The 5,150-nt window shown below is 64.6% G+C and carries 11 protein-coding genes; 10 read left to right on the top strand and 1 reads right to left on the bottom strand.

The window, feature by feature from the left end:
* Positions 1 to 132 precede the first annotated feature (132 nt).
* Positions 133 to 1,158 carry a phage shock protein operon transcriptional activator gene (pspF, locus tag J1N50_RS03350; protein WP_215350366.1) on the bottom strand — a complete coding sequence of 342 codons (1,026 nt, stop codon included), beginning with the start codon at positions 1,156 to 1,158 and terminating at the stop codon, positions 133 to 135.
* 176 nt (positions 1,159 to 1,334) lie between these two features.
* Here pspF and J1N50_RS03345 point away from each other — a divergent pair, with 176 nt between their 5' ends.
* The 10 genes from J1N50_RS03345 (at position 1,335) to J1N50_RS03300 (ending at position 5,044) form a co-directional block, all read left to right on the top strand.
* The gene (locus tag J1N50_RS03345; RefSeq protein ID WP_215350365.1) at positions 1,335 to 1,475 is read left to right on the top strand and encodes a hypothetical protein; all 141 of its coding nucleotides are present in this window, start codon (positions 1,335 to 1,337) and stop codon (positions 1,473 to 1,475) included.
* A gap of 87 nt (positions 1,476 to 1,562) precedes the next feature.
* A complete protein-coding gene (gene pspA, locus J1N50_RS03340; protein WP_058455009.1) occupies positions 1,563 to 2,225 on the top strand; it encodes a phage shock protein PspA in 663 nt (220 codons plus the stop codon).
* Positions 2,226 to 2,237: 12 nt separating this feature from the next.
* A complete protein-coding gene (gene pspB, locus J1N50_RS03335) occupies positions 2,238 to 2,519 on the top strand; it encodes an envelope stress response membrane protein PspB (RefSeq protein ID WP_058455010.1) in 282 nt (93 codons plus the stop codon).
* Between the two features lie 2 nt (positions 2,520 to 2,521).
* The gene (gene pspC, locus J1N50_RS03330) at positions 2,522 to 2,902 is read left to right on the top strand and encodes an envelope stress response membrane protein PspC (RefSeq protein ID WP_054731198.1); all 381 of its coding nucleotides are present in this window, start codon (positions 2,522 to 2,524) and stop codon (positions 2,900 to 2,902) included.
* Positions 2,903 to 2,943: 41 nt separating this feature from the next.
* Positions 2,944 to 3,243 (top strand): hypothetical protein, encoded by a 300-nt coding sequence (locus J1N50_RS03325; protein ID WP_215350364.1) that lies wholly within the window; start codon positions 2,944 to 2,946, stop codon positions 3,241 to 3,243.
* Between the two features lie 14 nt (positions 3,244 to 3,257).
* Positions 3,258 to 3,575, top strand: coding sequence for a hypothetical protein (locus tag J1N50_RS03320; protein WP_215350363.1), 318 nt, complete (start codon positions 3,258 to 3,260; stop codon positions 3,573 to 3,575).
* A 12-nt stretch (positions 3,576 to 3,587) separates the two neighbouring features.
* Positions 3,588 to 3,836 (top strand): hypothetical protein, encoded by a 249-nt coding sequence (locus J1N50_RS03315; RefSeq protein WP_215350362.1) that lies wholly within the window; start codon positions 3,588 to 3,590, stop codon positions 3,834 to 3,836.
* A gap of 47 nt (positions 3,837 to 3,883) precedes the next feature.
* Entirely contained in the window at positions 3,884 to 4,156 is a 273-nt protein-coding gene (locus J1N50_RS03310) for a hypothetical protein (RefSeq protein WP_215350361.1), read from the top strand.
* A gap of 26 nt (positions 4,157 to 4,182) precedes the next feature.
* Positions 4,183 to 4,440 carry a hypothetical protein gene (locus J1N50_RS03305; protein ID WP_215350360.1) on the top strand — a complete coding sequence of 86 codons (258 nt, stop codon included), beginning with the start codon at positions 4,183 to 4,185 and terminating at the stop codon, positions 4,438 to 4,440.
* Positions 4,441 to 4,633: 193 nt separating this feature from the next.
* Positions 4,634 to 5,044 (top strand): SufE family protein, encoded by a 411-nt coding sequence (locus J1N50_RS03300; protein WP_204991858.1) that lies wholly within the window; start codon positions 4,634 to 4,636, stop codon positions 5,042 to 5,044.
* Positions 5,045 to 5,150: the final 106 nt, after the last annotated feature.

Here is a 5,150-nt window from a genome sequence, read left to right as displayed (position 1 = left end):
CCTCCCTGTGGCGAAGCCATGGGGAGGTGGCAGCGCGAAGCGCTGACGGAGGGGCGATGGCGCTACCGTTGCGCCCCTCCACCATCCGCTTCGCGGACGGTCCCCCTCCCCACCGCTACGCGGCAGGGAGGATTACTGGTTCAGCCCATGCTTCTTCAGCGCGTGCCTGATCTGGTCGTAGCTGAGGCCCAGCGCCTCGGCCGCCACTTTCTGGTTGAAACGGCAGCGCGCCATCGTGTCGGACAATATCTGCTTCTCATAGGCGTCGACCGCGGCGCGCAGGTCGCTGACCGGGCCCGATTGCGGTGCGTGCGCGCTAGGGGCGCTCTCGCCCGGTGCAGCAGCCGCTGCGGGTTTGGCGGCCGCCTTGCGGACAACCGGTTGCCAGGGACTCGCGAAGGGATCGAAGCTCAGCGTGTCGACCGGCCGCTCCGGATCGGCCCAGCGATAGATGGCGCGCTCGATGACGTTTCGCAGCTCGCGGACATTGCCCGGCCAGTCGTGGCCCTCCATCGCCGCCAGCGCGCGCGGGCCAAAACCGGGCCATTCGTCCCAGCCGAGCACAGCGGCCATCCGCTGCCCGAAATAGGTCGCGAGCACCTCGATATCGCCCTCGCGCGCGCGCAGGGGGGGAAGGGTGATGACCTCGAACGACAACCGATCGAGCAGGTCGGCGCGGAAACCGTTTTCTTCGACCAGCGCGGGCAGATGCTCGTTCGTCGCCGCGACGATACGGACGTCGACGCGGATCGGGCGCGACGAGCCGACCCGGGTGACCTCGCCATATTCGACTGCGCGCAGCAGCCGCTCCTGCGCCCCCATCGACATCGTCGCCAGCTCGTCGAGGAACAAGGTGCCGCCGTCGGCCTCTTCGAAGCGTCCGGCGCGCGTTTTGGTCGCGCCGGTAAAGGCGCCCGCCTCATGCCCGAACAGCTCGCTCTCGATCAGCGTCTCGGGCATCGCCGCGCAGTTCATGATGACATAGGGACGGTCCCAGCGCGACGACAGGCGATGGAGGCGTTCGGCGATCAGTTCCTTGCCGGTGCCGCGCTCGCCAATCACGAGCACCGGGCGGTCGAGCGTCGCCGCCTGGCTCGCACGGTCGACCGCATCCTGAAAGGCCGCCGATTGGCCGATGAACTGCGTTTCGCGTTCCATTCCCAATCATTGGCAAATTTTCCCGCTGAATGGCAAGTCAATTCGCCACGAGTCCGGGTCTAGGCGTCGAGTCTGGCGCTTTTCTGCCATTGCGGGCAATTGGCACGCCTCCTGCAAAGATATTCACGAACCGGCGCACAACGCTCCGGTGCAGCGAAAAAGGGAAGGTAGAACCCATGAAGACGATGTTTGCCCAGGCCGCCACCTTCGCGCTCAGCGCGGTCGGAGCGCTGGCCATTTTCGTCGGCGTGATCGACCAGCCGAAAGTCCTCTACGACATCGCTGCAGCAACCCCGGCGGTCAGCCATCTGGCCTGACCGAACACTGGTGCCGGGGCACTCTCCCCCCTTGCCCCGCCCCGGCACCAGCATTTCTTAGGACCAAGTTTCGACAGGAGTTTCCAAATGGGTATTTTCTCACGGACCCGCGACATCATCGCCGCCAACGTCACCGACCTGCTCGACCGCGCGGAAGATCCCGAAAAGATGATCCGCCAGATCATCTTCGAGATGAACGAAACGCTCGTCGAAGTCCGCGCTTCCGCCGCCCGCACGATCGCGGACCAGAAGGAAATGCGCCGCCACATCGCGAAGCTCGAAAGCCTGCAGGACAGCTGGAAGGAAAAGGCCGAACTCGCGCTGTCGAAGGACCGCGAAGACCTCGCCACCGCCGCGCTTGTCGAGAAGCAGAAGGCGGGCGACATGGCCGACAAGCTGAAGGCCGAGATCGCCGTCCTCGACGACGCGCTGCAGGGCTATGAAGCCGATATCGCCAAGCTCCAGAAAAAGCTCAGCGAAGCGCGCGCGCGCCAGTCGAGCGTCGTCAACCGCCTCGAAAGCGCCGAGAACCGCTACAAGCTGCGCGAGATGACCAATGGCGACCGCGTGCAGGATGCCTTCTCGCGCTTCGAGATCCTCGAGCGCCGCGTCGACGAAGCCGAAGGCCGCGCCGATGCGCTCGGCCTCGGCTACAAGAAGTCGCTCGACGAGGAGATCGCCGACCTGCAGGCCGCCGACAAGGTTGCCGACGAACTCGCCGCGCTGAAGGCCGCGCAGGGCAAGAAGTAAGGAGCCGGACCGATGGAAGAAGTGATCATTGTCCCGATCGTCATTGGCACCCTCTTCCTCGGTCTGCCCTGGCTTATCCTCCACTACATCACCAAGTGGAAGCAGGCCAAGACGCTGACCGGAGAGGATGAGCAGCTGCTCGACGAACTCTACGACACGGCGCGCCGGCTCGAAAACCGCCTGCACACCGTCGAACGCATCATCAGCGCCGACCATCCCGACTTCCGCCCCTCGGTGCGGAGCGATGAAGAGCTGGCGCAACTCGAAAACAACAGCACGAGCCGGAGGAACTGAAAATGTCTGCCAGCCGCACCAAATTCTACCTCGACAAGCAGAACGCGAAATGGAGCGGCGTGTGCGCCGGGATCGCGGACTATAGCGGGATCGATGTCCTCTGGGTTCGCGTCGGCGCGGTCCTCCTCACCCTGATGGGCGGCTTCCCCTGGACGCTGATCGCATACTGGATGGTCGCCTGGATGGGCACGCCAAAGCCTTTCGCGCTCTATGGCTCGAACGAGGAGGCGAAGTTCTGGCAGGGCGTGCGCTCGAACCCCAGCGCCTCGACCCGCGACATCCGCTCGCGCTTCCGCGACATCGACCGCCGCCTCGCCGACATCGAGCTCTACTACACCAGCCACAACCGTCGCCTTGCCGACGAGATCGACGCTCTCCGGTAATTCGGGCGCAGATCGACTGACGGGCAACAGGGAGAATAAGAATGAACTTCGGTGGTCCAACTTTCGTCCTCGCCATCATCGCGCTGTCGATCGGCGGCTGGATGTTCACCACCTGGATCCGCGCCAAGCACGGCTACCCGGTTGAGAATGAATGGGGCGGCACGGTTCATCGAACCGACGTCGACGCTGATCGAAAAATCGCGCTGCTCACGGACGAGAATGCCAGACTCGTCGGCCAGATCGGCCGGCTCGAGGAACGCATCTCGGTGCTCGAACGCATCGCGACCGACAATCACGGCCAGGCCGCGCAGCTCGCCGACCAGATCGACCGTCTGCGCTGAGAGGATAGACGACAATGGATCTCGTATTGCTCAACACCATCGCCCCCGTTGCAGCCGTCGTCGGCCTGGCCGGGGTCGGTGGCTGGGTCTTCACCACCTGGCTCCGCGTCAAGAACGGCTATCCGCTCGAAAACAGCTGGGGCAAGGCGATCTATCCCCGGGCGAGCGACGAGGCGATGGAACGCGTCAAGCTGATCAGCCAGGAAAATGCCCAGCTCCGCGCCGAACTGGGTTCGGTCAAGGACCGCCTTGCAGTGATCGAGCGCATCGTCACCGACGAGGGGCATCGGCTGAGCCACGAGATCGAGGCGCTGCGGCGCCCGGCGAACTGAGGAGACACGATCATGGGTGACGCAATCTGGATCCTGATCCCGCTCGCTCCCTTCCTGCTGGGCGGTTTCGCCATCTGGTCGAAACACCAGCAGAAGATGATCGAGAAGCAGTCCGAAATGACCGCCGAGAAGGCCGCGCAATATGCGGCGCAGACCGAACGGCTGGAAGCGCGCGTCCGCGTCCTCGAACGCATCGTCACCGACAAGGGGATCGATGTCGCCGACGAAATCGAAAAGCTGCGCGACGCACCGCTCAACTGACACCGACAAAAGACCCAACAACAAGAAACAGGCGAAAGGATCCCCCCATGAACCCCTTTGAAATGGTCATCGGCATCGTCCTCATCGTGACCATCGGCAGCATCGTCCGCGCGAAATATGGCGTGCGCCGCGATCGCCACGGCAATGAATTCCTCGCCGCGAACAACGCCGCGACCGAAGCCGAGACCAGGGCGTTGCAAGCCGAAATCCGCGCGCTCAAGGACCGCATCCAGGTGCTCGAGCGCATCGCCACCGACACTAATCGCGCGGTCACGCTCGACCAGGAAATCGAGAGCCTGCGCGACCGGTCCCTCCCCTGAGACCCTGACGAAGAAGGAGCCAACCCATGGGCACCATGACGTCTGACCTCGCCACCAACCTGATCACGGCAGCGGTCGCGCTCTCCGCGCTGTCGATCATCAGCCTTGCGGCGCTTCGCGGCTGGCGCGACTGGATCCAGCTCAAGCGCGAGGAACTCGCGGCGGGCCACAGCCTCGCGGCACACGACCCCGCGGTCCCGCACGCCGGGTCGCGGATCGAGATCGCCGACCTCAAGGAACGGCTGCGCAAGCTCGAAGCCATCGCGGCGGGGGTCGATCTGTAACCACCCATTTCTCATGGTCACCCTGAACTTGTTTCAGGGTCCATGGCCGGAGCCCCCCCAAGCGCGGCGAATATCGAGAGCGGGGGCCATGTATGCTGACACAGCGAAAACATGGCCGCAGCCAGCATGGCGAGCATTGAGGCGAGGGGCAAAGCCCTTTCCACCGCCCTCCAAATCTGCCACTGGCGCCGCCATGCGCAGCCTGACCGACATCTTCGAAGAATATGACTTTCTCGACGGCGACGATCGCTATCGCCTGCTGATCGAGCTAGGCCGAGAACTCGAGCCGATGCCCGACGCGCTCAAGACCGACGCGACCTTGGTCCGCGGCTGTTCGGCGAGCGTCTGGGTCTATCCGGTGCCGCAGGACGACGGGCGGCTCCATTTCCTCGCCGACAGCAATGCCGCGATCACCAAGGGGATTGTCGCGCTCGTCCTTGCGGCGGTGCAGGATCGCCCGGCGGCCGAAGTCGCGGCGATGGACGTCGCCGCCGCGCTCGCCCCCTTCGACCTCACGCGCCAGCTCTCGTCGAACCGCACGCAGGGCGTCCCCAACATGATCGCGCTTGTGCAAGACACCGCGCGCCGGATCGCCGCGGACTGAACCGCCTTCCGCTCCGGCCGGTCGAGCTGCTTTAGGCGGCATCGGGGTGGATTCCAGACAGTCCCCTATTTCCGTTCGTGTCGAGCGAAGTCGAGACACCCGGCAG

This window comes from Sphingopyxis soli, assembly GCF_018682675.1.
Classification (GTDB): Bacteria; Pseudomonadota; Alphaproteobacteria; order Sphingomonadales; family Sphingomonadaceae; genus Sphingopyxis; species Sphingopyxis soli.
The sequence above is the reverse complement of the archived record's forward strand: the minus strand, read 5'-3'. Positions and strand labels throughout refer to the sequence as shown.